The sequence below is a fragment of the Novosphingobium sp. GW835-FHT14H07 genome (genome assembly GCF_058793515.1).
The window spans coordinates 1-26,582 of sequence record NZ_JBXAFX010000019.1 but is presented as its reverse complement, the minus strand read 5'-3'; the positions used below and the strand labels follow the sequence as shown (position 1 = coordinate 26,582).

General features: G+C 65.3%; 23 protein-coding genes. 6 read left to right on the top strand and 17 right to left on the bottom strand.

What is annotated here, in order from left to right; genetic code table 11:
* Positions 1-43 precede the first annotated feature (43 nt).
* The 7 genes from AC1Q5P_RS15680 to AC1Q5P_RS15650 all read right to left on the bottom strand — a co-directional run bounded on the left by AC1Q5P_RS15680 (position 44) and on the right by AC1Q5P_RS15650 (position 8,487).
* Positions 44-4,741 (bottom strand): NAD-glutamate dehydrogenase, encoded by a 4,698-nt coding sequence (locus AC1Q5P_RS15680; protein ID WP_492477170.1) that lies wholly within the window; start codon positions 4,739-4,741, stop codon positions 44-46.
* A 196-nt stretch (positions 4,742-4,937) separates the two neighbouring features.
* On the bottom strand, positions 4,938-5,930 hold the full coding sequence (locus AC1Q5P_RS15675) for an LLM class flavin-dependent oxidoreductase (protein ID WP_492477169.1): 993 nt from the start codon (positions 5,928-5,930) through the stop codon (positions 4,938-4,940).
* Positions 5,927-6,853 (bottom strand): tetratricopeptide repeat protein, encoded by a 927-nt coding sequence (locus tag AC1Q5P_RS15670; RefSeq protein ID WP_492477168.1) that lies wholly within the window; start codon positions 6,851-6,853, stop codon positions 5,927-5,929. The genes AC1Q5P_RS15675 and AC1Q5P_RS15670 overlap by 4 nt, the downstream gene beginning before the upstream one ends.
* Positions 6,854-6,875: 22 nt before the next feature.
* Positions 6,876-7,622, bottom strand: coding sequence for an alpha/beta fold hydrolase (locus AC1Q5P_RS15665; protein WP_039333053.1), 747 nt, complete (start codon positions 7,620-7,622; stop codon positions 6,876-6,878).
* A gap of 83 nt (positions 7,623-7,705) precedes the next feature.
* Positions 7,706-7,900, bottom strand: coding sequence for a helix-turn-helix transcriptional regulator (locus AC1Q5P_RS15660; protein WP_039333055.1), 195 nt, complete (start codon positions 7,898-7,900; stop codon positions 7,706-7,708).
* Complete coding sequence (locus AC1Q5P_RS15655; RefSeq protein WP_492477167.1) at positions 7,897-8,313, bottom strand: hypothetical protein; 417 nt, start codon at positions 8,311-8,313, stop codon at positions 7,897-7,899. Before AC1Q5P_RS15655 ends, AC1Q5P_RS15660 begins: the two co-directional genes overlap by 4 nt.
* Positions 8,314-8,316: 3 nt before the next feature.
* A complete protein-coding gene (locus tag AC1Q5P_RS15650) occupies positions 8,317-8,487 on the bottom strand; it encodes a hypothetical protein (protein ID WP_156135734.1) in 171 nt (56 codons plus the stop codon).
* A gap of 348 nt (positions 8,488-8,835) precedes the next feature.
* Here AC1Q5P_RS15650 and thrS point away from each other — a divergent pair, with 348 nt between their 5' ends.
* Genes thrS through AC1Q5P_RS15635 form a run of 3 tightly spaced genes read left to right on the top strand, consistent with a single transcriptional unit; the run spans position 8,836 to position 12,570 of the window.
* Positions 8,836-10,830 (top strand): threonine--tRNA ligase, encoded by a 1,995-nt coding sequence (thrS, locus tag AC1Q5P_RS15645; RefSeq protein ID WP_492519434.1) that lies wholly within the window; start codon positions 8,836-8,838, stop codon positions 10,828-10,830.
* On the top strand, positions 10,827-11,576 hold the full coding sequence (locus AC1Q5P_RS15640; RefSeq protein ID WP_039333060.1) for a TSUP family transporter: 750 nt from the start codon (positions 10,827-10,829) through the stop codon (positions 11,574-11,576). The genes thrS and AC1Q5P_RS15640 overlap by 4 nt, the downstream gene beginning before the upstream one ends.
* A 52-nt stretch (positions 11,577-11,628) precedes the next feature.
* Positions 11,629-12,570, top strand: coding sequence for a hypothetical protein (locus tag AC1Q5P_RS15635; RefSeq protein ID WP_492519433.1), 942 nt, complete (start codon positions 11,629-11,631; stop codon positions 12,568-12,570).
* Here the strand turns inward: AC1Q5P_RS15635 and AC1Q5P_RS15630 are convergent.
* The 8 genes from AC1Q5P_RS15630 to AC1Q5P_RS15595 are packed head-to-tail and all read right to left on the bottom strand — an operon-like array spanning position 12,567 to position 18,553.
* Positions 12,567-12,935 carry a HesB/IscA family protein gene (locus AC1Q5P_RS15630; protein ID WP_492519432.1) on the bottom strand — a complete coding sequence of 123 codons (369 nt, stop codon included), beginning with the start codon at positions 12,933-12,935 and terminating at the stop codon, positions 12,567-12,569. The two genes, AC1Q5P_RS15635 and AC1Q5P_RS15630, sit on opposite strands and share 4 nt — an antisense overlap.
* 23 nt (positions 12,936-12,958) lie before the next feature.
* Positions 12,959-13,441 carry an SUF system Fe-S cluster assembly protein gene (locus tag AC1Q5P_RS15625; RefSeq protein ID WP_427463683.1) on the bottom strand — a complete coding sequence of 161 codons (483 nt, stop codon included), beginning with the start codon at positions 13,439-13,441 and terminating at the stop codon, positions 12,959-12,961.
* A complete protein-coding gene (locus tag AC1Q5P_RS15620) occupies positions 13,438-14,649 on the bottom strand; it encodes a cysteine desulfurase (RefSeq protein ID WP_492519431.1) in 1,212 nt (403 codons plus the stop codon). Before AC1Q5P_RS15620 ends, AC1Q5P_RS15625 begins: the two co-directional genes overlap by 4 nt.
* Entirely contained in the window at positions 14,646-15,374 is a 729-nt protein-coding gene (locus AC1Q5P_RS15615) for a SufD family Fe-S cluster assembly protein (RefSeq protein WP_039333068.1), read from the bottom strand. The genes AC1Q5P_RS15620 and AC1Q5P_RS15615 overlap by 4 nt, the downstream gene beginning before the upstream one ends.
* Positions 15,371-16,114 (bottom strand): Fe-S cluster assembly ATPase SufC, encoded by a 744-nt coding sequence (sufC, locus tag AC1Q5P_RS15610; protein ID WP_039333070.1) that lies wholly within the window; start codon positions 16,112-16,114, stop codon positions 15,371-15,373. The genes AC1Q5P_RS15615 and sufC overlap by 4 nt, the downstream gene beginning before the upstream one ends.
* An 11-nt stretch (positions 16,115-16,125) precedes the next feature.
* On the bottom strand, positions 16,126-16,647 hold the full coding sequence (locus AC1Q5P_RS15605; protein ID WP_039333072.1) for an endonuclease domain-containing protein: 522 nt from the start codon (positions 16,645-16,647) through the stop codon (positions 16,126-16,128).
* On the bottom strand, positions 16,644-18,125 hold the full coding sequence (sufB, locus tag AC1Q5P_RS15600) for a Fe-S cluster assembly protein SufB (RefSeq protein ID WP_492519430.1): 1,482 nt from the start codon (positions 18,123-18,125) through the stop codon (positions 16,644-16,646). The genes AC1Q5P_RS15605 and sufB overlap by 4 nt, the downstream gene beginning before the upstream one ends.
* Positions 18,122-18,553, bottom strand: coding sequence for an SUF system Fe-S cluster assembly regulator (locus tag AC1Q5P_RS15595; protein WP_039333076.1), 432 nt, complete (start codon positions 18,551-18,553; stop codon positions 18,122-18,124). The genes sufB and AC1Q5P_RS15595 overlap by 4 nt, the downstream gene beginning before the upstream one ends.
* A 444-nt stretch (positions 18,554-18,997) precedes the next feature.
* Here AC1Q5P_RS15595 and AC1Q5P_RS15590 point away from each other — a divergent pair, with 444 nt between their 5' ends.
* The 3 genes from AC1Q5P_RS15590 (at position 18,998) to AC1Q5P_RS15580 (ending at position 23,776) form a co-directional block, all read left to right on the top strand.
* Positions 18,998-20,047, top strand: a complete 1,050-nt coding sequence (locus tag AC1Q5P_RS15590) for a quinone-dependent dihydroorotate dehydrogenase (protein WP_492519429.1) — start codon at positions 18,998-19,000, stop codon at positions 20,045-20,047.
* 9 nt (positions 20,048-20,056) lie between these two features.
* Complete coding sequence (gene ggt, locus AC1Q5P_RS15585) at positions 20,057-21,823, top strand: gamma-glutamyltransferase (RefSeq protein ID WP_492519428.1); 1,767 nt, start codon at positions 20,057-20,059, stop codon at positions 21,821-21,823.
* A gap of 135 nt (positions 21,824-21,958) precedes the next feature.
* On the top strand, positions 21,959-23,776 hold the full coding sequence (locus tag AC1Q5P_RS15580) for an AMP-dependent synthetase/ligase (protein ID WP_492519427.1): 1,818 nt from the start codon (positions 21,959-21,961) through the stop codon (positions 23,774-23,776).
* A 4-nt stretch (positions 23,777-23,780) separates the two neighbouring features.
* On the opposite strand, the gene AC1Q5P_RS15575 is transcribed toward AC1Q5P_RS15580, so the two are convergent.
* Together AC1Q5P_RS15575 and AC1Q5P_RS15570 are read right to left on the bottom strand one after the other, a co-directional pair.
* Positions 23,781-24,470, bottom strand: a complete 690-nt coding sequence (locus tag AC1Q5P_RS15575; protein WP_230487868.1) for a LytR/AlgR family response regulator transcription factor — start codon at positions 24,468-24,470, stop codon at positions 23,781-23,783.
* A gap of 56 nt (positions 24,471-24,526) precedes the next feature.
* Positions 24,527-26,422 carry a histidine kinase gene (locus AC1Q5P_RS15570; protein WP_492519426.1) on the bottom strand — a complete coding sequence of 632 codons (1,896 nt, stop codon included), beginning with the start codon at positions 26,420-26,422 and terminating at the stop codon, positions 24,527-24,529.
* Positions 26,423-26,582: the final 160 nt, after the last annotated feature.

The window sequence follows — 26,582 nt, the reverse complement described above, 5'->3', positions numbered from 1 at the left end:
TATATACCATGATGCCGCTGCGGCAATGTCCTGCTTGGACAGCTTACCGGCCGAGCAATGTCCTTGCCTGGCTGGCCACTTGCGCCAGCATGGCCGGTGACACCACCGGAGCGGCCTGAGCGCGGGCGACGAGGCTGCGGAACTGCCGCACCGCCGCGGCATTGGCCGTAAGCCAGTCGCTGACGAAGGCATCGGGTGAACCGCCCTTCGAGCGCGCGAGGAAATCGAGGCGCATCTGCTGGAAATCGCGGGCGAGGCCGGCGACAAGCAGACGCTCCCATGGGTCTGACGGGTTCATCCGCCGCGCCGCCTGCTGTGCCCAGTCGATGCCGAGCGCCGCGCCGAGATCGGCGAAGGCACCGGTCAGGGCTGCGGCATCGACATTGAGTTCGCCTGCAAGGTGGGCGAGGCCGATGGCGCCGTCCATGTCGTAGAGGTGGACAAGGCGCGCGGCGATTTCGGCGGGCACGCCGCTGGTGGCAAGGTCGTCCGCCATGCGGCGAGCTTGCGCCTGCGCGGCACCGCGCAGCAGTTCTGCGGTGGTATGCGAAAGCAGCGCGACACCGCCGAACAGGTCCTCGATCAGGTCATCCGGCGATTGCGTGCCGCGGCCCGCACGCAGGACATCGGCAACATGGCCGCGCAGGCCTTGCGCCACGCGGTCGAACAGGTCGAGCCGGAGGGTTTCGGGCATCTGCGCCGAATCGAGCAGGCCCCAGGTCTTGCGCAAGTCGAGCAGGCGCTCTGCCGCGACGAAGGCCGCAGCGACCTGCGCGAGCGAGACGCCTTCCTCTTCACACAGTTCGAACGGGATGACCGGCCCCATGCGGTTGATGATGCGGTTGGCGAGCTTGGTGGCGATGATTTCGCGACGCAGGCGGTGGTGGACGATCTCGCTTTCGAAGGGTTCCTGCATCTGCGGCGGGAAGGCTGCGACGAGTTCCTCTTCCAGCACCGGGTCATCGACCACCTTGCTCTCTTCCAGTTCGCGCTGGAGGACGAGCTTGCTGCTGGAGAGCAGGACGGCGAGTTCGGGGCGAGTGAGGCCCTGCCCGGACGCGGCGCGACGGGCGAGGTCTTCGGCGCCGGCGAGGCCCTCGGTCTTGCGATCGAGATCACCGCCTTCCTCAAGCACGTCGATCAGGCGCGACCATGCCGGCATGGCAGTAGCGCCACCGCGTTCGGCGATGGAGAGGGCCAGCGCCTGCAGGCGGTTGTCCTCGAGCACGAGGTGCGCAACCTCGTCGGTCATCGCCGCCAGCAGCTCGACGCGGGCGTTCTCGGTCAACTTGCCGGATCGCTTGGCTGCGGCGAGCGCGATCTTGATGTTGACCTCGTTGTCGGAGCAATCGACGCCGGCGGAATTGTCGATGAAGTCGGTGTTGATGCGCCCGCCATGCAGCGAGAATTCGATGCGCGCGGCCTGCGTGGTGCCGAGATTGGCGCCCTCGCCGATGACCTTGGCACGGACTTCGTTGGCAGATACGCGGACGGAATCGTTGGAAGGATCGCCGACGTCGACGTTGTTCTGCGTGCTCGCCTTCACGTAGGTACCGATGCCGCCGAACCACAGGAGGTCCACGGGGCTCTGCAGGATCAGGGAGATCAGCGAATCCGGATCGATCTCGGGCAATTCGACCCCGAGCAGGGCCTGGACTTCGGCTGAAAGCGGGATTGATTTCATCGAGCGCGGGAAGACACCGCCGCCTGCCGAGATCAGGCTCTTGTCGTAGTCGTCCCAGCTGGAGCGGGGCAGCGCGAACATGCGGTTGCGCTCTTCCCAGCTACGCGCCGGATCGGGATCGGGATCGAGGAAGATGTGGCGGTGGTCGAACGCGGCCACGACCTTGAGCGCCTTTGACAGCAGCATGCCGTTGCCGAACACGTCGCCCGACATGTCGCCGCAGCCAGCGACGCGGATCGGCTCGCTCTGCACATCGACGCCCAGTTCGAGGAAATGGCGGCGGACCGAGAGCCACGCACCACGCGCGGTGATGCCCATGGCCTTGTGATCGTAGCCCTTCGAGCCGCCGCTGGCGAAGGCATCGTCGAGCCAGAAGTCCTTCGATTCGGCGATGGCGTTGGCAACGTCGGAGAAGGAGGCAGTGCCCTTGTCGGCGGCGACAACGAAGTAGGGGTCCTCGCCATCCCGGATCACGACGTGGGCGGGATGGACGACCTTGCCCTCGATGATGTTGTCGGTGATCGACAGCAGGGTGCGGATGAACACCTGATAGGAGGCCTTGCCTTCGGCGAGCCAGCCTTCGCGGTCCTTCGCAGGATCAGGGAGCTGCTTGGGATAGAAGCCGCCCTTGGCACCGGTGGGCACGATGACGGCATTCTTCACCCGCTGCGCCTTCATCAGGCCGAGGATCTCGGTGCGGAAGTCGTCCCGGCGGTCGGACCAGCGCAGGCCCCCGCGGGCGACCGGGCCGGCGCGCAGGTGGATGCCTTCGACGCGCGGTGAATAGACGAAGATCTCCCGCCACGGCAGCGGCTTGGGCAGGCCGGGAACAAGTGCGGAATCGATCTTGAAGGCCATTGCCTCTGCCGCAGCAGGCGCGAACGCATTGGTGCGCAGGATGGCGCCGACCAGCGCGCGGAAGCTTCGCAGGAGGCGGTCGTCGTTGATGGCCGCGACGCCGGCGAGGCCGGTCTTGATGCGCTCCTCGGCTTGGGCAAAGGCCTGATCGCGCTGGCCGGTGAAGGCAGGGTCGTGGCGGGCGACGAAGGCGGCGACGAGGCCACGGGTGACGGCGGGGGCGTTCTTGAGCGCTTCGACCACGGTGGGGATGCCGAAGGTCATGCCGGCCTGGCGCAAGTAACGGTAGAAGGCGCGGAGCCAGTTCGCCTCGACCGCGGTGAGGCCGGTGGCGACGATCAGGCGGTTGAATGCGTCATCCTCTGCCGCGCCGTTGATCACGGCCGCGAGCGAGCTTTCGATCGAGGCCGCGCGCGATAGCAGGTCTTCGATCGAGCTGTCGGCCGGGTGAGCGACGAGGAAATCGTGGATATAGCCAAGGCGGCCGCCGTCGAGCGGGGTGGGCACTTCCTCGAGCACGCGAAAACCGAAGTTTTCGAGCACCGGCACAGCATCGGAGAGGACGATCGCACCCTCGCGCTGATAGAGCTTGAGGCGCAGCACCGCCTCGCCCGGGTTGCGATGCAGGCGAACGGCACGGCGCGGGGCCTTGCTGCCCGCCAGCGTGCGCAGGACGCGGATATCGCGTGCTGCCTCGGCAGCGCCCGAAGCGTTGCGGTAGGACAAGGGGAAGGCATCGGCATAGCGCGCAGCGATCGCGGCAGCGCGCGAAGGTTCTTCGCTGGCGGCCAGCTCGGCTTCGACAGCGCCCGCCCAGCCACGCACCATGCCTTGCAATTGCAGATCGAGGGCCGCCTCATCGACCTGCCCATCCTGATCGCGCACATCGAGCACGAAGCGCAGCATGGCCAAGGTGCTGCCCTCTACCTGCAGCGACCAGTCGATCACCTGCGCACCGGCGGCCGCTTCGAGCATGTCGCGGATGGCGAGGCGAACCTCGGTCGACAGCACATCGCGCGGGAGCCAGACGAAAGCGAAAAGGTGCCGTGCGAGCGGAGCTTCGACCAGAGCAAGGCGCGGACGCGGGCGATCGACCAGGCTCATCATCGCGGTAGAGACACGCTCGAGATCGGCATCGTCGAAGCTGACGAGAAGATCGTGCGGCAGCGCAGTGAGCGCATGGACCAGCGCCTTGCCGGCGTGGCCGTTGGCGGCAAAGCCGAACTTGTCCATCAGCTCGGCAAGCTGCGTGCGCAGGCGGGGGATGCGATCTGGCGCTGCGGCAAGCGCGGCGCTGGTCCAGACCCCGGCATGGACAGACAGGGCCACGACCTTGCCACCTTCAATGCGCGGAACCATGAACAGATCAAGCGGCACGCGGCGGTGAACGTTGGCGATACGGTTCGCCTTGACGATCAGGGGCGCGCGGCCCTTTCCGCTTTCGAACCAGCGAAAGGCGCGGTCAAAGGAACTTGCGGCAAGCAGGCTGCGGTCGCTGGCGCGGCAGATGCCGAGCGCCTTCTCTTCGCTGCCATCGCGATTGCGCGTGACGCTGCCGAGCTGGGTGAGCATCCCATCGGCGAGCCAGCGCAGAAGTGCGGCGCCTTCGGGATCGGCAAGACCAGCCGCATCCTCACGCATGGCCGCTTGCATCAGCGGCCAGTCGGTAACCGCAGCGCGCACGTCTCGCAGCGTTTCCTCGAGCGCGGCGACAAGGCCGCGGCGTTGTCGGGCATCGGCGCGTTCGGTTTCGAGATAGACGATGGATTCGCGGCGTTCGCCCGAAGCGTCGCCCGCCGGAAATTCGGTGAGGTTGCCTTCGCCGTCGCGGCGCACCGCAACGACCGGATGGACGAGACGGTCGATCGCCAGGCCCTGCGCCGTAATGGCCGAGGTGATCGAATCGACCAGAAACGGCATGTCGTCGTTGATCACGGCGAGGCGCAGATGCCGACCGTCGCTATCCGAGCCGCTGACGCTTTCGATGGCGATGGCAGGATCACTGCCCTGGCGCTGTGCAGCAGCGCCGGCGGCAAAACGGGCCGCTTCGGCGAGGCGCGCAGCATCGAAATCCATCGCTTCGTCGGGCAGCAGCGCGCCGGCAAACCGCTCGGCCAAGGCCAATGAAAGCTGATCGGAGGGGGGCTGCGAAGAGGAAGCGGCAGGGGCTTGCGGACGGCTTGCGGACGTTGACGCCATGGCGTGTTCCCGACTCTCCTTGCGAGAGGATATTTCTCTCTCGTGTAATTATTGAATACGCGAGCGTATCATTATTCCAAAGGGTAATCCAGCCGTGGCGAGACCTCAAGTCCGGTTCATCGACATGGGCGGCTTAACCCGCTGTTGTGAACCCTTTGCGCACCTTTTCGTGCCGCAGGATTGCGCGCTGGTTACGTCAAGCGACGGCTAGTTCGCGGGCGGCTTCGGCGGTAAGGCGCAAGGATCGCAAGCGCGCCTGCTGATCGTAGATCGAGGCTGCGACGATGATCTCGTCGGCCCCGGTGCGGTCGGCAAATGCCGCCAGCCCGGCGCGCACCGTTGCCACCGAGCCGCACGCGCTGACCTGACGGACGTGTTCCAGCATGGCCAGTGCGGAAGGTGGCAGCGTGTCGCGGTAACCGGGCACGGGCGGCTTGAGCTTGCCCGGCGTGCCGGTGCGCAGCGCCACGAAGGCCTGATCCATCGAGGAGGCGAGAAGCTGGCCTTCTTCGTCACTTTCGGCGGCAACGACATTGATGGCGGCAGCGCAGTAGGGTGCATCGAGCGCGGCCGACGGCTGGAAGCGTTCGCGATAGATCTTCAGCGCCGCGTCGAGGTGATCGGGGGCAAAGTGCGAGGCGAAGGCATATGGCAGGCCGAGCATCGCGGCGAGTTGCGCGCCGAACAGGCTGGATCCGAGAATCCACAGCTGCGGCCTTGCACCCTTGGCCGGATAGGCCTGCAGCGGCACGCGCGGATCGCCTGCGAACTGAAGCTGGAGTTCGACCACGTCCTGCGGAAAGTCCTCGGCGGCGCGGTTGGTGTCCTTGTGCAGGGCGCGCATGATGCGCTGGTCAGCGCCAGGGGCGCGGCCAAGGCCGAGATCGATCCGGCCCGGAAACAGGGCATCGAGCGTGCCGAACTGTTCGGCGATCACCAGCGGATTGTGGTTCGGCAGCATGATCCCGCCCGAACCGATGCGGATCGTTGAAGTTGCCTGCCCGATGTGCGCGAGGGCGACAGCCGTGGCGGCACCAGCCAGACCTTCCATGCCGTGATGTTCGGCAACCCAATAGCGCTGGTAGCCGCATTCCTCCGCCACGCGCGCGGCGGCGGCGGAGTTGTCGAGCGCGGCCCGCGCTGTCCCGCCCTCGACCACACTGACCAGATCGAGGACGGAGAGTTTCATGACGCCGGCTTTCCTGCGGTTTCGGGTGAAACCGATTTAGGTGCAGGGCCCAGCTGTTCAAGGTAGGATCGGGCAGTCTTGCCCGCTTCGCCGTCCTTGTCCGCCGAGACAACCGATTCCCACGACTTGCGCGCGGCGTCGTCCCGGCCGGACAGCACGGCAATGACGCCAGCTTCCAGGCCGACCTGCGGATCGCGCGGGCCATATTTCGCTGCCACTTCGATATCGCGCTGCGCCCGGTCGAGTTCGCCGTTGCGGCGGGCAAGAGTGGCAGACAGCAGCCAGCCCTCAGGTTCCTCCGGCGCGAGGCGATGCGCTTCATCGAGTGCGCCGCCAGCCTCGGCGAGGCGGCCTAGCGCCACGAGCGCGCGCGAACGATCGCTCTGCATCGCGCCGAGCGCGGCGTTGTCGGCGAAACCCTTGATCGCCAGAGCGCGGTCGAACCAGCCGAGCGCCTGTTCGGCCTTGCCGCCGGCCAGAGCCGCGTTGCCGGCCATCGCCATCAGCGGCACGGCGGCGACTTCCTGCTCCTTGGGCACGCCAGACACGGCCTGTGCGAAAGCTTCGAGCGCGCCATCAAAGTCGCCGGCATTGGAGCGCAGCATGCCAAGGCACTGGTTGGCGCGGACCTGCTGGCCAGAGTCGCGGCTTTCGCCCAGCCATGTCTGCACCTCGACCATCGCCGCATCGGGATCGGTCGCCGCTTTTTGCAGGCAGTAGGCGAGGCGGTCCTGTTCGGGCAGGTCGGGCCGCTCTAGACCCGCTTCCTTTTCGGCCTGCCGCTGCTTTTCGGGATCGCGGCGGCGCGGGATCGGCAAATCGGACGGACGCATCGGCATGGTGGCGGGACCAATCTGCATCAGGGAGGCCTGTTGCTCGATCCGGTGCTCCACGGCGAATAGCGGTGCGGGAAGATCGATCATGGCAGGCTTTTCCTTCGGCACGTCAGGCGGCTTGTCCGGCAGCGAGCCCGGCGAGTTCGCGCAGGAGCAGCGCGATATCGGCGGGGCGCGACAGCCGGTGATCGCCGTCCTTGATCAGGTGCACCTGCACATCGGCTGAACGCAGGGCGCGGGCAAGGTTGATAGAGATTTCCCACGGCACGTCAGCATCTGCCTGGCCATGGATCAGGCGGACCGGTCCTTCAAAGGCAATGCCGCTGGCCAGGCGCTTGTGACGTTCGGCATCTGAAAAGAACCCCGCGTGAGTCGGGGTAGGCTCGGGGCCATAGGGGTTGTCTTCATAGATCGTACGCCCGGCGGCGAGCTCGATCCGCTGTGACTGCGACAGGCCCCATTCGGTGAAGTCGGGCGCAGGCGCAATGCCGACAAGCGCCCTGGTCCTGTCGCCCAAGGCTTCGGCGAGAAGGAGCATCAGCCATCCGCCCATGCTGGAGCCCACGAGTTGCACGCTGTCGATGCCGAGGTGATCGATCAGGGCGACGATCTCGTCACGCCATTTCGAAAGGCGACCATCGGCGAAATCGCCGTCGCTCATCCCGCAGCCGGTATAGTCGAGCAGCAGGCAGCCATGGCCCCGCTGTCGCGCCCATTCGAGGACGGCCTGCGCCTTGCCGCCGGCCATGTCGGACATGTAGCCCGGGAGGAACACGATGGTCGGAGAAGTGCCGGCGAGGTGGCGGTAAGCCATCTGCTGGCCGGAAGGCAGGGTAAAGCGCGCTATTTCAGTCATGTCCCTGACATGGCCCGCAAGCGGCGGCGCGGCAAGCTCGGTTCAGCGGAAAAATCAGGGTGACGTGCGGCGGGGGATACCGTTCAATCTTCGCGCTGGAAGATATCTTCGATCGGAAGGGCGAAGACATCGGCAATGCGGAAGGCGAGCGGGAGCGAGGGGTCGTACTTGCCTGTCTCGATCGCGTTCACCGACTGGCGGCTGACCTCGAGCTTTTCGGCAAGGTCGGCCTGGCTCCAGTTCCGCTCGGCGCGCAGGACCTTGAGGCGGTTCTTCATTCGCCACCTCCGTGCCGCTCCAGCAGCGCGTTGATGCAGCCGCCAAGGCCCAGGCCGGCGAACCACAGGACCGTGGCGTAGAAGGCCGGGACGTGAGGGAGCAGGCCGAAGCTTTCGACGAAGCCCCATGCCGTCGCCACGCTCAACGTGAAGCCGGTGGCGATGAGGATCTGCCGGGTCATCAGGTAGCGCTGGTATTCATCGCGCAGCGAGGTCAGCAGGCGGCCGATCGCCACGAATACGCCGATCACTGGAAGCGCGGGAAGCAGCGCAGCAGCATAGGCGCTGAGGCCGGTGGGGGCGCTGTTCTTAAAGAACAGGTTCACGCCGACCAGCGTGGCGACGTAGCCGCCCATCAGCAACATAACGGCGCGCGTGTAGCGGCGGTGTTCGGGCGTCATCCGGGCGACCATGGTTCAAGCCTCCTGCTGGCGGCGCAGGCAGCGCGTGCCCGAAAGCGCAGCGCTGAGCGGCACGAACAGCACGGCAGTGGTGGTGGAGCCCTTCGGCAGAACTTCGAAGATATCGAGCAGGGCAATCACGACCATCACGAGGGCGGTCACGGCGGGAAGGGCGAAGCGAATCATGGGTCAAGCCTCCTTGATCATATGACAAGGTTACTTGACCTTTTGCGCGGAGATGTCAAGCATCATTGTCATCATGGCAATGGTACTTGACCTGATAGACCTGATGACTCGGTACTTTTTCCGCGCTAGAAGCCCGGCGACATGGCACGCCTGACGACCAGCACTACAACTACTACCCCCGCGGGCCGGGGGCGGTCGCTGCTGGCCTAGCGCCCGCTGCGATGCCGCCGCCCGGTTCGGGTGGCTTTGCGCATCGCCTCCCGAACCGACCGATTTGCCTGATGCGCGCCCTTCCGGTGGCGGCGCACCTGTGCCAAAGCGCTGCCAACAGATTGCAGAGAGACCCGCATGTCCGAGTTGCTGAAGATCACCCTGCCCGACGGTTCCGTGCGCGAGGTTGCGCCGGGCAGCACTCCGGCCGACATAGCCGCCGCGATTGGCCCCGGCCTCGCCAAGGCGGCGCTGGCGGCGAAGGTCGATGGCGAGCTGGTGGACCTTTCGCGTCCCTTCACGGCTGACGCGCAGCTGGCGCTGGTGACGGCCAAGGACGAGGCGGACGCGCTCGACCTTGCGCGGCATGACTATGCCCACGTGCTCGCCGAAGCGGTGCAGGCGCTGTTTCCGGGTACGCAGATCACCTTCGGGCCGAGCACCGACGACGGCTTCTATTACGACTTCGCCCCGAAGGACCGCCCGTTCACGGATGAAGACCTGCCTGCCATCGAGGCGGAGATGCGCAAGATCATCGCTGCCAACAAGCCGCTGCGCCGCGAGGTGTGGAGCCGCGAACAGCTGATCAGCCGCTGGAAGCAGCAGGGCGAGAGCTTCAAGGCCGAGTGGGCCGCCGAACTGCCCGAGGGCGAGGAACTGACGGTCTACTGGTCGGGCGACGACTGGCTCGACATGTGCCGGGGCCCGCACCTGCCCTCGACCGGCAAGCTCGATCCGGCGGCGTTCAAGCTGACGCGCGTTTCGGGTGCCTACTGGCGCGGCGACCAGAAGAACGCGATGCTTTCCCGCGTCTATGGCACCGGCTGGCTCAACAAGAAGCAGCTCGATGCGCACCTCATGCGGCTGGAAGAAGCGGCGAAGCGCGACCATCGCAAGCTCGGCAACGAGATGGACCTGTTCCATCTCCAGCAGGAAGCCCATGGCAGCGTGTTCTGGCACCCCAAGGGCTACCTGATCTGGCGCGAGCTGGAAGCCTACATGCGCCGCGCCATCGACGGCGCCGGCTATCGCGAGGTCAAGACGCCGCAGGTCATGGATGCGCGCCAGTGGGAGCAGTCCGGCCACTGGGGCAAGTACCGCGAGAACATGTTCGTCATCCCCGACGAAGTGCCGAACGTCGAGGACGAAGGCCCGATCGTTTCGGACGATGCCGACTGGATGGCACTGAAGCCGATGAACTGCCCGGCGCATGTGCTGATCTTCCGGCAGGGCATCAAGTCATACCGCGAACTGCCCTTGCGCCTGTATGAAAACGGCTGCTGCCACCGCAACGAACCGCACGGCGCGCTGCACGGGCTGATGCGCGTGCGCCAGTTCACGCAGGACGATGCGCACATCTTCTGCCGCGAGGACCAGATCGTGTCCGAAGTGCAGGCGTTCTGCGAACTGGCCGACCGCATCTACAAGCACTTCGGCTTCACCTACTCGATCAAGCTCGCGCTGCGCCCGGAAAAGCGCTTTGGCACCGAGGAAATGTGGGACAAGGCCGAGGCAGAGCTGCGCGCCGCCGTGGTCCGCGCAGGGCTTGCCACCGAAGAGTATGGCTGGGAGGAACTGCCCGGCGAAGGCGCGTTCTATGCGCCCAAGCTGGAATGGCACCTGACCGACGCGATCGGCCGCACCTGGCAGGTCGGCACGATCCAGTCCGACCGCGTCCTGCCCGAGCGGCTTGATGCAACCTACATCGGCGAGGATGGCGAGAAGCACCGACCGGTCATGTTGCACCGCGCGATCTTCGGATCGTACGAGCGCTTCATCGGCATTCTGATCGAACACTTTGCCGGACGCCTTCCCGCGTGGCTGGCACCAGTGCAGGCCGTTGTCGCGACGATCGTTTCGGATGCTGACGACTATGCCAAGGATGCGCTGGCCAAGCTGAAGGCGGCGGGCATCCGGGCCGACACGGACCTGCGCAACGAGAAGATCAACTACAAGGTCCGTGAACACTCGCTGCAGAAGGTCCCCTTCCTGCTGGTCGTGGGCAAGCGCGAGGCCGAGGAAGGCACCGTGGCGATCCGCACCTTGGGCGATCAGCACCAGAAGGTGGTATCGCTGGATGAGGCGATTGCGCTGCTCAAGAGCGAAGCGACGCCGCCGGATCTGCGGAGCTGATCACGCTCGACCTGCCGATCCTTTCGCTCGGGCTTTGCGCACTGGCGGCGTTCGTCGCTGCCTTCGTGCGCGGGCTGGCGGGGTTTGGCATGGCGATCCTGCTGGTGCCGCTGATCGGACTGGTCATCCCGCCGGGCGAAGCGGTGGTCGTTTCCAACATGCTTGGGCTGCTGATCGGGCTGGTCGGCGCGCGCAAGGTGTGGGCCGCCGGGGAGAAAAGCGCCGGGGCGATTGGCGGTCTTGCCATGTTGCTGACGCCAGCCGGCCTGCTCGCCCTGTTCGCAACGCCGCCGGAAGTGGCGCGCGTGCTCATTGCCGTGGTGGCGATCGGTGCGTTCGTGATGGTGCTTCTTCCTGCCCGGCCCGGTCATGCGCCGGGCAAGGTAGAGACGGGCCTTACCGGAGCGGCAGCGGGCCTGCTCACCGGATTTGCCGGCATGCCCGGGCCTCCGGTCGTCCCCTATTACCTGCGTCGTCCCATCCCGCGCGAAGTGGCCCGCGCCTCGATGCTGACGGTGTTCCTGCTGACGTCGATCGCCAGCACTGCTGCGGCGCTGGCGCTGAAGCTGGCCTCATGGCGCGATGTGCTCTTCGCCTTGCTGCTGTTCGTGCCGGTGCTGGTCGGCAACCACCTGGGGTCTCTTGCCTTCGGCAAGGTCAGCGATGCGGCATGGCGCGGCTTCGTCGGCTTCCTGCTTGCCATGTCCGGCCTGATGGCCGTGGCCAGGCTGATAACCCCAAGTTAAGCGCTTTCCCTTATGCCCTCCTGCGATTGAACGCTTGAGGGACCGAAGACGCATGACCCTGCACTTCCGCGCTTTGGCCGAGCAGGCCGCCAAGGACAGCGCAATCTCCGTAGAGGAAATCCTCGAATTGCGGCGCGCGGCATGGCCCGATGGCAGGATCGATCCCGAAGAAGCCGAAGCGATCTTCCTGCTTAACGACCAGATCGCCGAGCCCACGCGCGAATGGTCCGACTTCTTCGTCGAGGCTCTGGTCGAATTCGTGGTCAACGGAACCGAGTCCAAGGGCTATATCTCGGACGAGAATGCGCGCTGGCTGATCGAGCGCGTCTCGCACGATGGCAAAGTGGAAAGCCTGACCGAGCTGGAACTGCTGGTCAGGGTGCTGGAGAAGGCACTGTCCGCACCCGATGACTTGCGCTTGTTCGTGCTGGAGCAGATCGAACGCGAAGTTCTGACAGGGGATGGCCCGACGCGCTGTAGCGGCACGCTTGCTCCAGGCAGCATCACCGAAGCCGAATGCAGCCTGATCCGTCGCACGATCTTTGCCTCCGGCGGGGATCGCCCTGCCGGGGTAAGCCAGCGCGAGGCGGAAATGCTGTTCCGCCTGAAGGATGCCACGTTGGGCGCGGACAACGCTTCTGCGTGGGGGCGACTGTTCGTGCAGGGCGTGGGCAATTACCTGCAGGGCTGGAACGGCGCCAAGGGCATCACGCGCGAGCGGGCGGGCGAGCTGGAAGCGTTCATGGACGACCGCTCGACCCATCTGGGCCGGTTCTTTGGTCGCATGGCAAGGGTCGATACTGGCAGCTTCGTGCGGGCCGTTCGCGAAGTCGGCTTCGGGCGCAGGCAACCGGGCCGCGATGTTGCGGGCGAAGCTGCGCGAGAACATGCCGTGACCGATGCCGAGAACCTGTGGCTGCAGGCGCGCATCGACGCTGACGAGCAGGTCGATCCGCTGGAAAAGGCGCTGCTGGCGTTCCTTGCCGAAGGTTAGACGGTAAAGCTCTCGCCACAGCCGCACGAACCCTTGGCGTTGGGGTTCTGGAACACGAATCCGGCGGTGAAATCGTCTTCCTGCCAGTCCATCGTGCTGCCGATCAGGTAGAGCACCGAGGCGCTGTCGATGAAGAACAGACCGCCCGGCGTTTCGATCTTTTCATCAAGCGGGTTGGCCTCGGTCACGTAGTCGACCGAGTAGGCAAGCCCCGAACAGCCGCGACGGGGCGTCGACAACTTCACGCCGATCGCGCCTTGGGGAGCCGTGGCCATGAGATGCGCCACGCGCGCCTCGGCCGAGGGCGTGAGGATCACCGCAGCGGGGCGGGGACGGCGGGGCTTGGTCTGCGTTTCGGTCGTCATGGTGACACCTATATGGGGAGGCGTTACAGCATTCCCAGTTCAAGCTTGGCTTCGTCGCTCATCTTGGCGGGGTCCCATGCCGGGTCCCAGACAAGATTGACCTCGGCATCGCGCACACCGGGCACGGCCGAGACACGAAGCTCGACCTCGCCCGGCATCGATTCGGCCACCGGGCAATGCGGCGTGGTCAGCGTCATGGTGACGGTGACATCGGAATCGTCCGAGACATCGACGCCGTAGATCAGGCCGAGGTCATAGATATTGACCGGAATTTCGGGGTCGAAGATTTCCTTCAGCGCGGCAATCACGCCTTCGTAGATATCTCCGCCCGGTTCGGCGGGCGAGACGGCCTCAGGCTTGGCGGCGAGGAAGCCTTCGAGGTAGTCGCGCTTGCGCTCGAGCTTTTGGGCGGGCGTTTCTTCCACTGCGTCCTCCACGAACGCGCGCTTCGGTGCCGAGACGGCTTCCACTTCCTCGACCGCGAACTTGGGATCGTTCTCGCTCATCCGAAAATCCTCTTGGTCCTTTCGATGCCGCGCGCGAGCGCGGCGATATCGCTTTCATCGCTGTAGATGCCGAAGCTCGCGCGCGCCGTCGCGGGCACGCCGAGATGCGCCATCAGCGGCTGGGCACAGTGATGCCCGGCGCGGATGGCCACGCCTTCCTCGTCCAGAATCGTGCCGAGATCGTGCGGGTGCACGCCTTCGAGCGCGAAGCTGAGGATGCCGGCGCTTTCCGCAGGGCCGAACAGCTTGACCGAGTTCATGCGCCTGAGCGCCTCGCGTGCCTTGGCCACCAGCGCGCATTCGTGGGCGTGGATGGTGGCGAGGCCTTGCGCCTGAACGAAATCGACTGCTGCGCCAAAGCCGATGGCCTCGACAATGGCGGGCGTGCCGGCCTCGAACCGCTGGGGTGCGGGGGCATAGGTGGTCTTCTCGAAAGTGACCCGGTCGATCATTGCGCCGCCGCCTTGCCACGGCGGCATGGCATCGAGGATCTCGCCCTTGGCCCAGAGCGCGCCGATGCCGGTGGGGCCATAAAGCTTGTGAGCCGAGAAGACGTAGAAGTCCGCGTCCAGCGCCTTCACGTCGACGGTGAGGCGCGCGACCGACTGGCAACCATCGAGCAGGATCTTCGCGCCGACGCTGCGGGCAAGGGCTACTGCGCGCTTTGCATCAAGCGTGGAGCCGAGCACGTTCGACACGTGCGCGAAAGCGACCAGCTTGTGCGCAGGCGCGATCATGCGTTCGGCGGCATCGAGATCGATCAGCCCGTCCTCGGTCAGCGGGCAGACGTCGATCTCCACTCCGGTACGCTTGCGCAGCATCTGCCAAGGCACGATGTTGGCGTGGTGCTCGAGCGTGGAGATGAGGATGCGGTCACCCGCCTTGAGATTGGCTACACCCCAGGTCTGTGCGACGAGGTTGATCGCCTCGGTCGCGCCGCGGGTGAAGACCAGCTCGTTCTCGGCGCCGCCGACGAGTGCAGCAACCTTGCGGCGCGCAGCTTCGAAGGCCAGCGTCATGTCGGCCGAGCGGGCATAGACGCCGCGATGAACGGTGGCATAGTCGCGGCCCAAGGCGCGCACCATCGCATCGATCACAACTTGCGGCTTCTGCGCGGTGGCGGCAGTATCGAGATAATGCCAGCGGCTGCCGTCAGGATTGACGAGGCCGGGCCATTCAGCGGTGCGGGTCAGGGCATCGACGGTCACAGCACGGCATCCAGCGCCTTGAGCGCGGCTTCGGTAAGCGACTCTTCATCGGCGGCACCGACGAAGGCTTCGGCGATGAAGGCATGAAGCATGAGCTTCTTAGCCTCGGCTGGTGGAAGGCCGCGCTGGGCGAGGTAGAACAGCCCCTGCGGATCGAGTTCACCGACTGCGCAGCCGTGGGCGCACTTGACGTCGTCGGCGTAGATTTCCAGCTCTGGGCGGGCATTGGCAGTGGCAGTGCGATCCAGCAGCATCGCCCGGATCGACTGTTCGCCGTCGGTGCCGATCGCCCCGCGCGCCACAACGACGCGGCCGAGATACGTGCCCGTGGCCTTGCCGCCGAGGACCGAACGGACGACCTGGCTCGAAACCGCGTCAGGCTCGGCATGGACGACCTCGGTGACGATCTCGGCGGTCTGTTCGCCGCCGGCGATCTGTGCCGCGCCGAGATGGAACTTCGCGCCGTTGCCGAGCGTGACCTTGACCGCAATGCGGCCATAGGCGGACCCGGCGTTGAGCAGGCGCAGGTCATATTCCGCGCCATCTTCCAGCGTGATCGCGATGTCCTGCGCCGCATCGTTCGCGCCATCGAGCACGACGGCGCTTGCGCCAGTCTCACCCGCAGCGACGCGGATATCCTGCACCGGCAGCGGCCAGAGCGCTTCCAGCGCCGCAAGATCGGCGTAGCGGAAGGCTTCTTGCCTGCGGGTGGGCAGCGCGGTCATGCCGCGACGGCCTCGTAGCCGTGCTCTTCGAGTTCGAGCGCCAGTTCAGGCCCGCCGCTCTTGACGATGCGGCCGCCGGCAAGGACGTGGACAAAGTCGGGTTTCACGTAATCGAGCAGGCGCTGGTAGTGGGTGATCAGCAGCACGGCCTTTTCGGGCTTGCGCATGATCGCGTTGATGCCTTCGCCGCAGATGCGCAGGGCGTCGATGTCGAGCCCGGAATCGGTTTCATCGAGGATGGCGATCTTGGGATCAAGAATGCCCATCTGGACCATCTCGGCACGCTTCTTCTCACCGCCCGAAAAGCCGACGTTCACCGGGCGCTTGAGCATGTCCATGTCCATGCGCAGCAGGCCCGCCTTCTCCTTGGCCAGCTTGAGGAATTCGCCCCCCGAAAGGGGTGCCTCGCCGCGTGCCTTGCGCTGGGCATTGGCGGATTCGCGCAGGAACTGCACGAAGGACACGCCGGGGATCTCGACCGGGTACTGGAAGCCGAGAAACAGGCCCGCCGCCGCGCGTTCATGCGGTTCGAGTTCGAACAGGTCGGTGCCATCCAATGTGGCGGTGCCGCCGGTCACTTCGTAGCCGGGCCGCCCGCCGAGCGTGTAGCCGAGCGTGGACTTGCCCGCGCCGTTCGGCCCCATGATCGCGTGGATCTCACCCGCGTTGATGGTGAGCGACAGACCCTTGAGGATCGGCTTGTCGGCAACGGTGGCCTGGAGGTTCTGGATTTCGAGCATGGTCATCTCTCTCAGTCGCGAGCCCGGGTGTGGGGGCTGCGCTGCGGGCGGGCGCCGGAGCGCGAATAGGACGGACGCGAAGGACGCGAGGCCGCGCGCAACTCATCGTACCGGGCCTTCATCTCGCGCAGGACGGCAGCGCAGGCGCCTTCAGGATCGCCGAGTACTTCGGCAGCATCATAGCGGATGACCTTGATGCCGACTTCGGCAAGACTGGCATCGCGGCGGCGCTCAAGCTCCGGCGCATCGCCACGGTCAAGCGCGACGACCAGCTTCAGCGACTGGCTCGCGAAATCGACGATGGCCGAACCGATCACGGCGTAGCGCTTGAACTTGTACTTTCCGAGATCTTCCTTCGCCAGTTCCTCGGCCAGCGCGAGGTGAGCCTCGTCCGGTTCGCGGCGCAACTGGCGCGCCATGTCGTGGATCGCATCGAGGCGCGAACCGGAAATGGCCCAGCCGCGACCCTTCTTCTGGATCTTGGGCGCTTCGGCACGTTCGCCGACGGGGCGGAGGGTAAGAGTCTTCTTCAACCAACTGATCCTTCAAGGCTGATACCCAGCAGCTTCTGCGCTTCGACTGCGAATTCCATCGGCAGTTGCTGCAGCACCTCGCGAGCGAAGCCGTTGACGATCAGGGCGACGGCGCTTTCCTGATCGAGGCCGCGCTGCATGGCGTAGAACAGCTGGTCGTCGCTGATCTTGCTGGTGGTGGCTTCGTGTTCGATCGTGGCACTGGGGTTGCGCACTTCGATATAGGGCACGGTGTGCGCGCCGCAGTCTGCGCCGAGCAGCAGGCTGTCGCACTGGGTGAAGTTGCGCACGCCTTCCGCCTGCGGGGCGACGCGGACGAGGCCGCGATAAGTGTTGTTGCTCTTGCCCGCAGAGATCCCCTTCGACACGATCGTAGAGCGCGACCCCTTGCCGTTGTGGATCATCTTGGTGCCGGTATCGGCCTGCTGATAGTTGTTGGTGACGGCAACCGAGTAGAACTCGCCCACGGAATCCTCGCCGTTCAGGACGCAGGACGGATACTTCCAAGTTATCGCCGAGCCGGTTTCGACCTGCGTCCACGAGACCTTGGAGCGGGCACCCTGGCACAGCGCGCGCTTGGTGACGAAGTTGTAGATGCCGCCCTTGCCTTCCGCGTCACCGGGATACCAGTTCTGGACGGTCGAGTATTTGATCTCGGCGTCATCGAGCGCGACGAGTTCCACGACGGCGGCGTGAAGCTGGTTTTCATCGCGCTGCGGGGCGGTGCAGCCTTCGAGGTAGGAGACGTAACTGCCCTTGTCGGCGACGATCAGGGTGCGCTCGAACTGGCCCGTGTTCTCCGCGTTGATGCGAAAATAGGTCGAGAGCTCCATGGGGCAGCGCACGCCCTCGGGGATGTAGACGAAGGTGCCGTCAGAAAAGACCGCGCAATTGAGCGTGGCAAAGTAGTTGTCGTGCATCGGCACGACCTTGCCGAGCCACTTCTTCACGAGGTCCGGATATTCGCGGATCGCCTCGGAGATCGAGCGGAAGATCACGCCTGCCGCTTCCAGCTCCTTGCGGAAGGTGGTCGCGACACTGACGGAATCGAACACGGCGTCGACGGCAATCTTGCGCGCCCCCTCGACGCCGGCGAGCACCTTCTGCTCCTCCAGTGGAATGCCGAGCTTTTCATAGACGCGCAGGATTTCGGGATCGACCTCGTCAAGGCTGCCGAGCTTGGGCTTGGCCTTGGGCGCGGCCCAGTAATAGGCGTCCTGATAGTCGATCGGCGGGATGTTGAGCTTGGCCCAATCGGGCGTGGGCATGGTCAGCCAGTGGCGATAGGCCTTGAGGCGCCATTCGAGCATCCATTCCGGCTCGTCCTTCTTGGCCGAGATGTAGCGGACGGTGTCCTCGGACAGGCCCTTGGGCCCGTACTCCTGCTCGATATCGGACGACCAGCCATGCTCGTACTCGGCGACCTTTGCAGCGGCCTCGCGCGCGGCCTGATCCTTGATTTCGACGTTCTTGGTCATGCCATAACCTCCGTCACCGCTGCGGCAGGACGGGACAATTGGGTGAGCGGTATGCCCGCCAGCGCGCCGCGCAATGCGGCATCGACAGCAGGCCAGTGCGGACGGACGGTGCACGCGGATTCCAGCGTGCAATCATGGCGCCCATGCTCGCTGCAGGGCGTGAGCGCAATGGGGCCTTCCACGGCTTCGACGATATCGGCCAAAGTGATAGCTGCTGCCGGGCGCGCCAGCTTCAGCCCGCCACGCGCTCCACGGACAGACTTCAGCAGCCCTGCGGCCGAAAGCTTGCTGACCAGCTTCTGCACGGTCGGCGCCGGCAGGCCGGTTTCATCGGCGAGTTGTTGCGCACAGACGCGGCTCTGCCCGCAATGGCGCGCAGCGGCGGTCATCGTGACAACGGCGTAATCGGCCATGCTCGAAAGGCGCATCTGCAAGGGTCCCGGTTGCGGCCCGCGCAAATCGGACCGAATCACTCCGGTTATCTAGGCGCGGTGCCTTCCCTGCACAAGCGGGCGCTCGTCCAAAAAGAGAGCGGAAAAAATGGGCGGCAAAAAAAGGGCGGCCGAGCCCAATGGGTCATCGGCCGCCTCAAAGTCGAGAACTCGTTGCATAACTGCACCGAGCCCTTCGGGTCGCAGCGCCTTACTAAGCAGAAGCCCTTGCAGAGAATTGTATGGATTCGACAATTCCGGTGGCAAATGCGCAACATACCAAGCGCAATCAATTACAATTGCTGTCAGATTCGAGAAGAACAGGCTTGGCCGACAGAAGATAACGTCGCAAAGACTCGCCGGGGTGGTCCGGCGGCATGGCGCATCGGAATTGCCCCCGATTCGACCTTCACCATTCGCAGAACCCGGAACCGTTTGCCCGTGACGCCATATTCGCTGCTGCGCCCCCTGATTTTCCGGATCCCTGCCGAACCTGCGCATCGCCTGACCATCCGCGCACTCGCGATCAATCCGCCTTCGGGCAGACTGGCCCCCACGCCCAATCTCGCCCAGCGCATCGCCGGCATCGCCTTCCCCAACCCGCTGGGCATGGCCCCGGGGTTCGACAAAAATGCCGAAGTGCCCGACGCCATGCTCGGGCTGGGGTTTGGCTTTGTCGAAGTGGGCACGGTCACGCCCCTGCCGCAGGAAGGCAATCCCAAGCCGCGGCTGTTCCGCCTGATCGAGGATCGGGCCGTGATCAATCGGATGGGCTTCAACAACGAAGGCGCGCAGGCCGTGACCAACCGCCTGATCCGACGCCGTGAGACGGGCAAGCACGGACTGCCGGGCATCGTTGGCGTGAACATCGGCGCGAACAAGGACTCGGCCGACCGCATTGCCGACTATGCTCAGATGACCCGGCTGATGGCCCCGCTGGCATCGTATCTCACCGTCAACATCTCGTCGCCCAACACGCCGGGCCTTCGGGCGCTGCAGGATGAAGGCGCCCTTTCGGCCCTGCTCGACGGCGTGATCGAGGCGCGCGGCAACATGAACGTGCCGATCTTCCTGAAGCTTGCGCCCGATCTCGAACCGTCGGACATCGATGCGATCTGCCGCATCGCTCTTGAAAAGCGGCTCGCCGCATTGATCGTTTCGAATACCACGATCACCCGGCCGGCCTTGCGCTCGGCCCATGCCAGGGAAGCTGGCGGCCTCTCGGGCGAACCGCTGCGCGAACTTGCGCTGCAGCGTCTGCGCGATTTCCGCAAAGCAAGTGGCGGCGCGATTCCCCTGATCGGCGTGGGCGGTATTGCAACGGTTGATGATGCCTGGGCCCGCATCCGGGCCGGTGCCAGCCTGATCCAGATCTACAGCGCAATGGTCTTCGAGGGCCCCGGTCTTGCCAGGCGCCTGGTCGCAGGACTTGAACGGAAGGTCCGCGAAGCCGGCATGACGTCCATTGCCGAGGCGGTCGGCACCGAATAGCAAGGGGGCATGTCAGTCCCCCGCCTCCTTAAATCCGCCAGCTTGGCCACGCCGCTCGCTGCATTGCTCGTCAGCGGCTGCGTTCCGCCACCCAGCGCGACAGTTGCTCCACCTCGAACGGCGCCGCTGGCGGCTGCGGCAGATGGTATCCCGGTGGACAGCGCGGGCCTCGTGTCCGCTGCAGATCCGCGCGCTGCCGAAGCTGGCGTGCAGATGCTCCGCCTTGGTGGCAGCGCAACCGACGCTGCCATAGCCACCATGCTGGCGCTGACCGTGGTAGAACCGCAGAGTTCCGGCATCGGTGGCGGCGGCTTCCTCGTGCTGGGCGATGCTGCAGGGCAGGTCGAGACGATCGATGGCCGCGAAACGGCTCCGAAGGCGGCGACTCCTCAGTGGTTCTATGCCGATGGCAAGCCGCTGGCTTACCGCGACGCAATACCGGGTGGTCGCAGCGTCGGCGTGCCGGGGAACTTGCGACTCGCCGCGCTGGCGCATAACGGCAAAGGCAGGCTGTCGTGGCGAACACTGTTCCAGCCGGCGATCCGCCTGGCCCGCGAAGGGTTTGAGATCACGCCGCGCCTGCGGACCATCCTGGCTGCGGCCAGCCGCACCGGCGCGCTCGATCCGGAGGCAAGTGCCTTGTACTATGGCTCGGACGGGCAGCCGCTCGCGGTCGGCACACTTGTGCGCAACCCTGCGCTGGCCGCCACACTCGAAACGGTTGCAGCACGCGGTGCCGACAGCTTCTATGCAGGCGAGAACGCCACCCTGATTGCGTCCAAGGTGGGCACGGCGCCGCGCAATCCATCACCGATGACGACAGCCGACATCGCTGGATACAGGGCCATCGCCCGGCCGCCTGTCTGCGGCCAGTATCGCGTCTGGCGCATCTGCGGAATGGGGCCGCCTTCCTCGGGCGCGACCACCGTTTTCGCCATCCTGAAGCAGCTCGAACGCTTCGACATGAAGGCGCTCGGGCCAGCCAACCCGGTCTCATGGCACCTGATCGCGGAGTCGCAGCGCCTCGCCTATGCTGACCGCGACCAGTATCTGGCCGACAGCGATTTCGTTTCGGTCCCGGTCTCAGGGCTGACCGATCCTGCCTATCTCGCCTCGCGCTCGGCCCTGATTTCCGAAACCACATCGCTCGGACTCGTGACGCCGGGCACCCCGCCGGGAGCCAGCTTGGCCTTCGCCAAGGCCGATCCGCAGGAAGAGAACGGCACGACGCACTTCGTGGCGGTCGATCGCTGGGGCAATGCCGCAAGCTATACATCGACCATCGAAGGTCCGTTCGGGTCGGGTCTGATGGTGGGCGGCTATTATCTCAACAACGAGCTGACCGATTTCAACATCGTGCCGGACAAGGACGGCAAGCCGACCGCCAATCGCATTGAGGCGGGAAAGCGACCGCGCAGTTCGATGTCGCCGACGCTGATCTATGGGCCGGACGGCAAATTGCGCCTTGCCATCGGCGCGGCCGGTGGCGTGACGATCCCCGCGCAAGTGGCCAAGGCGATCATTGGCGTGCTCGACTGGAACCTCTCGGCCCGCGACGCGATTGCGCTGCCGGTGATCTTTGCGCCGGGCGGCGACATGGTCTTAGTCGAGAAGGGCACGAGCCTTGAAGCGATGATCCCGACCTTGCAGCAGCTTGGCCATGCGCAAGTTCTGGCGCGGCCACCGTCTTTCAAGGCCAATGCCATAGAGCGCGTTGGCGACCGTTGGCGGGGCGCAGCTGATCCCCGCAGCGAGGGCGCGGCCGTCGCCCCTTGAGCGGCTTGATGCGGGCGTGACCATTGGGGAACAGACTGGCGTGCGCGGTTGCCGTGACGGAACGAGGCCACTAGGTTCCCGTTAACCGGCAGGCGGTGATTGCTCCGCCATGCCATAAGGGGCGAGGGTCAAGACGTGCTGCTTTCCGATTTCGCAGGGTTTCCCAATCTCGTTTCGATGTTCCTCGACCGTGCGGCAAAGCGCGGGGACGGCCCGTTTCTGTGGGCCAAGAGCAAGGGCAAGTGGAACTCGCTGAGTTGGACTGAAGCGACGCGGCAGGTCTGTGTCCTGGCGGAGGCGCTGCGCGGGCTCGGGCTCAATCCGGGCGATCGGGTGGCGCTGGTATCGGAGAACCGCCCGGAATGGTGCATCGCCGATCATGCGATCATGGCGGCAGGCCTTGTCACCGTGCCGACCTACATCACCAATACCGAGCGTGATCATCTGCACATCCTCGAGAATTCCGGTGCGCGGGCCGTGATTGTCTCGACCGCGAAGCTTTCGCAGCCGCTGTTGCCGGCGGCTCTTTCCGCGCCTTGCGTCGAGCATGTGGTCGGGATGGAACCGCTACGCCAGATGCAGGCCGGCAAACTGGCATTCCACGAGTGGCAGTCGATGACCAGCGGCGATGGAACAGCGGCGCGGGCGGCCGTGGACGAGCGGCTCAGGACCATGGGCCGCGATGACCTGGCCTGCATCATCTACACCAGCGGCACCGGTGGTTCCCCGCGCGGCGTGCGCCTGCATCACGGTTCGATCCTGTGCAATGTCGAGGGTGCGGCGGAGATTCTCGCCAACGATTTCGGTTGGGGGGAGGAAGTGTTTCTCTCGTTCCTGCCGCTGAGCCACGCCTACGAGCATACCGGCGGCCAGTACCTGCCGATCGGCATGGGTGCCCAGATCTACTATTCCGAAGGCCTCGAAAAGCTCGCCTCGAACATCGAGGAAGTTCGCCCGACGATAATGGTGGTGGTGCCGCGCCTGTTCGAAGTGCTGCGCACGCGGATCATGAAGCAGGTGGAGAAGCAGGGGAAGGTGGCGAACTACCTGATGGACCGCGCCCTTTCCATCGGCGGACGCAAGGCGGCCGGCACGGGGCGGATCATCGATGCTCCGATGAACCTGATCCTGGAGCGAACCCTGCGCCCGAAGATCCGCGCGCGCTTTGGCGGGCGGATGAAGGCGATGGTTTCGGGCGGCGCGCCGCTCAACCCTGACGTCGGCGTGTTTTTCGATGCCATGGGGCTGACCATGCTGCAGGGCTACGGCCAGACCGAAGCGGGGCCAGTGATCTCGTGCAATCGGCCAAAGGTCGGCCTGAAGATGGACACCGTCGGCCCGCCGATGAAGGGCGTCGAGGTGAAGATCGCCGAAGACGGCGAGATCCTCGTCAAGGGCGAGCTTGTCATGCACGGCTACTGGCACAACGATGCCGAGACCGCGCGCGCGATACCGCCCGAAGGCCCCAATGCGGGCTGGCTGCACACCGGTGATATCGGCCATCTCGACGATAAGGGCCGCATCGTCATCACCGACCGCAAGAAGGACATGATTGTCAACGACAAGGGCGACAACGTCTCTCCGCAAAAGATCGAGGGCATGTTGACGCTGCAGCCGGAGATCGCGCAGGCGATGGTTTCTGGCGACAAGCGGCCCTACATCGTCGGCCTGGTCGTGCCCGATCCGGAATGGGCGCTGGAGTGGTCCCGCGCGCAGGGCGAACATTTCGACTTCAAGGAATTGCAGGACCTGCCAGCGTTCAGGAATGCGATCCGCGCGGCGGTGGACCGGGTGAACAAGGACCTGTCGGTGATCGAGAAGGTCCGCCAGTTCACCTTTGCCGACGAGGCCTTCAGCATCGACAATGGCGAGATGACGCCGAGCCTCAAGATCCGCCGCCACAAGATCCGGGAGCGCTACGGCGCGCGGGTGGACGCGCTTTACAAGAGCTAGCCGCTTAGCGCCCCGCCATGGCCTTGACCCGCGCGAGATAGGTACGTCCAATCCGCTGGACCGAGCCATCGACCAGCTCGGCGGACCACACGCCAAGGCCATCGTGCTTGAGCCCGGCGATACGGTCGCGCCGAACGATGGTTGAACGGTGCAGGCGGATGAACCGATCGGGATCGAGGCGCGCTTCGAGCCCCGCAATGGTATGAAGCATCATGTAACTGCGCTGTCCCGCGTGGAGCCGGACATAGTCACGCTCGGCATCGATCCGTTCGAGGTCCGACGCGGCGACGCGGATCAGTTCGGAGCGGTGCGGCACCCAGAACTCCTCGATCCACTCGCTCGGCGTCTTTTCCGGTGCCTGAGTCGCTTCGGCTGACGTGCTGCGGCGCGTCTGCGCGCGCTCTACCGCCCGCTCCAGCCGCTCCTGCGCGACAGGTTTGAGCACGTAGTCCACGGCATCGCAATCAAATGCCTCGACCGCAAAATCGTCATGCGCCGTTACGAAAACTACGGCCGGCCGGTTGGCCAGTCCCGCCAGCGCCCGGGCGACGCCGAGCCCATCGACCTCGGGCATGGTCATGTCGAGCAGGACGAGATCGGGATTGAGCGCTTCGATCAGGCGCAGGGCTGCAGCGCCATCGCTGGCCGTCCCCACCACCTGCAACGCCGGTATACGCGCGCACAGGATCTGCATCCGCTCGACAGCCAGCGGTTCGTCGTCAACAATCAGCGTGCGCAACTCAAGTCCCCTCAGCACTCGTTCCGGACGACCGGCATGGTCAGCACCGTTGCATAACCGCCCGCGGGAAGCGGCCCGCTTTCCACGCCGGCTCCATCCTCACCGAAACGGGCAGCAAGCCGGCTTCTGACATTGGCGATGCCGATGCCGGTACCACCATTGGCAAAGCCCGCACCAGGTCCGTCATCCGCCACCGTCAGGATGAGAAAGCCCCCGGCCTCGCGGGCGGTGATGCGGATGGTCACTGGTCGGATGGTGGTCGAGACAGCATACTTGATCGAATTTTCGACCAGCGGCTGCAGGATCATGCCCGGTACGCAGGCGGTCATCAGATCGTCCGGAATGTCGAACTCGCAGCGCAAACGCTCTGGAAAACGCACCGCTTCGATGTCGAGGTAATGGCGCTGCAAGGCGATCTCGTCTTCCAGCGGCATGTCTGCCGTGGGGTCGCCCGCAAGGCTGTGGCGATAGAAACGCGAGATTGACTGGATCATCCGCTCGGCCTGTTCGGTTCGCCCGACCATGACCAAAGCCGACAAGGAATTCAACGTGTTGAACAGGAAGTGCGGGTTCACCTGATAACGCAGCGACCGCAGCTCGGCAGCTTTCGCAGCCCGCGCATATTGCCCTTCGCGATACTCCGCGGCGCGCAGCTGTTCGCCATTGCCGAGCGCAAGATAGAGCGCAGCCCAGGCAATCAGCAGGAAGTAGCGGCCAAGCGCCACGTCGGTCAGCTGACGCCAGAGCCCTTCATTCTCCACCGTCTGGCGAATGATGGTGACATGATCGGGACCGCGCAGATCTTCAGTAACGGTCTCGGACGGGCTTGGCTGCGGCGCGTTTACCACCTTTTCCTCCCCTGCCCTGGCTGATTCCGCTTTCCGCTGCTCAGCAGCTGTCCGGGCTGTGGCGACCTCACGTGCCCGCACCGCCTGTGCCTTCTCCAGCGCCAGCTTTCGTGCCGCTTGCGCCCTCCTGAGAGCCTTGTCAGCCTCGCGGCGGGCCGTTTCGCGGATTTTCTCCCTTTCCGCGGCGGACAGCATCGGCGGGACTGGTGGTGCCGGGGGCGCCGCCGAAGCTGCCGAGGCCGGCGGTTCTGCTGCGTCGCTGATGCTCTCGACCTCACCGTCCTCGTCGACGGTGTAGACCTTGCCGCCGGTCCGCACTTCCGAGCGTCCATCGGCATATTGGCGGACAAACAGGCCGGGCTGGGAAATGACCATGCTGCCATCGGCGTCCTGCTTGATGCCGAAGTTCTTGAGCGCCTGGATCGTCGCTTCGTCGCCGACCTTGCGCAGCTCGGCAATGTCCTCTGCGCTAAGCAACGGCTCCATCGACGGAGCGGCCTTGGGAGCGGGGGGGATCTCCGGTTGTGGCGGCGGTTCCGGCAAGTCGGGCTCGGGTGGCGCCGGAGGGATGAACCCTTCGTCAAGCACGTCGACCAGGACATTGCCGGCCATGTCGTGGCGGATCTTCACCCCGGGCTTGCCTTGGCCGGTGGTCACGGTGGTCTGGGTCGTCGTCGTCGACTCATCGTTTTCCTGCTGCCCCGGAGTGGTGCTGATCCGTTCGATCATGCGCTTCTCGACCGGAGCAAAGGCCCACTGGTTTACCGCTGCCAGAGCGAGTGCTGCGGGCAGCATGATGACCAGGGCTGCGGCAACGCGCGTGGCAAGGGGGCGCGCATCGAAGCGGCGGAGCAGTGGCCAGCAGGCAACCGTGACGACAATGCCGGCGAAGGTTACGAGCGCACGGCGCCAGAGCAGATCGGTAAAATCACCCAGCTCCACCACCAGCCCGCGGACCGTGATCAGAAGGAAGTAGCACAGCCACAACGCCACGGCCGACAGGATCACCTGCCGGGCCGGAACGCGGGGGATACCGGGATCGATTTGCGACGACGTCATCCCGCCGACCCTAAACGCGAACCGCCCGACACGCCATAACGGCGGTCGGGCGGCATAAGGCGTTCATGGAATTTATCGGGTGCGCCTCTGACATCCGTCAAAGGCTTGCGGCACCGGGCCGCTCCCCCGCCCGGCCACCCACGAGAGTACCGTGAACGGG